This window comes from Bradyrhizobium sp. UFLA05-112, from assembly GCF_053572325.1.
The window spans coordinates 1-1,505 of record NZ_JBANBK010000199.1 but is presented as its reverse complement, the minus strand read 5'-3'; the positions used below and the strand labels follow the sequence as shown (position 1 = coordinate 1,505).

Annotated in this window: 1 protein-coding gene; it reads right to left on the bottom strand. The window is 64.4% G+C overall.

Annotated features, from left to right (window positions below; genetic code table 11):
• Positions 1-1,505, bottom strand: a 1,505-nt coding sequence (locus SO180_RS42335; RefSeq protein ID WP_449384699.1) for a chemotaxis protein CheA, incomplete at both ends; no start/stop codon positions are given.

The following is a 1,505-nucleotide window of genomic DNA, read 5'->3' as shown; positions in this document are numbered from 1 at the left end:
CCGTCATCGGCGAACACCAGGATCGGCTGGGCGCCCTGGGATGCGATGGTGACACCCTCCATGGCGACCAGCGGCATCAGCTGCTCGCGGTACTGCACCATGTAGCGGCCGTTAGAGAACTCGATCTTGTCGGCGGGCAGCTCCTCCAGGCGCGTGACGAGGCCGAGCGGCACGGCCTTGGGCTGGCTGGAGCCGGCGCGGAACACCAGCAGCGAGGTGGTCTGCTCGCCGCTTCCGATGTGATGGGCGGCATTCTCGTCGGTCATGTCATGGGCCGAGGAGCCGGAGGCGCCGAGTGCCTTGGCAATGCCGTTGGGGTCGATGATCATGATCACCGCGCCATCACCCAAAATCGTGTTGCCGGAGAACATGTCGATGTGGCGCAGCTTGGTCGACATCGGCTTGACCACGATTTCTTCGGTGTGGAACACGCCGTCGACCACGATGCCGAAGGTCTGGCTGCCGACCTGGGTGACCACGATGAAGCCGTTCTCGGGATCGCTGGCGGCGCCGTCATCGATCTTCAAAAGCTTCTTCAGGTGGATCAGCGGCAACAGCTTGTTGCGCAGCCTTAAGACCGCGGTGTCCTTGATGCGCTCGATGCGGTGCTCGGAATTGGCGCGCGCCCGCACCAATTCCACGACCGAGAGCTGGGGAATGGCAAAGCGGTCACCGCCGGCTTCCACGATCAGGGCGGAGACGATGGCCAGCGTCAGCGGGATCTTGATGGTGACGGAGGAGCCTTCGCCGGCGACGGACTTGATGTCGATGGTGCCGCCGATCTGGTCGATATTGGTGCGCACCACGTCCATGCCGACACCGCGGCCCGAGACCGAGGTGATGGCGGCAGCCGTCGAGAAGCCCGGCGCGAAGATGAACTTGTGGATCTGCGCCTCGCTCATCTTCTCGAGCTCGGCCTCGGTGACGAGACCTGAGGAGAGCGCCTTGGCCTTGATCTTCTCGGTGTTGAGGCCTCTGCCGTTGTCGGCGATGCAGATGATGATGTGGCCGCCCTCGTGATAGGCGGACAGCCGGATGGTGCCCTGCTCGCCCTTGCCGCTCGCCAAGCGCTCGGCGGGGGTCTCAAGGCCATGGTCGGCGGAGTTGCGCACCATGTGGGTGAGCGGATCCTTGATCAGGTCGAGCACCTGGCGGTCGAGCTCGGTGTCGGCGCCGTGCATCTCCAGCTCGATCTGCTTGCCGAGTTCGCTCGAGAGGTCGCGGACGATGCGCGGCAGCTTCTGCCAGGCATTGCCGATCGGCTGCATGCGCGTCTTCATGACGCCTTCCTGCAGCTCGGCGGTGACGTTGGAGAGGCGCTGCAACGGCACCTTGAACTCGGTGTCCTCGTTGCGGCGGGAGATCTCCAGGAGCTGGTTGCGGGTCAGCACCAGCTCGGAGACCATGGTCATCAGATGCTCCAGCGTATCCACGTTGACGCGGATCGACTGGTTGGCGACGCGGTCGCCTTCGGTGACGCTCTCGTCCGCCATCGACTTCTTGGG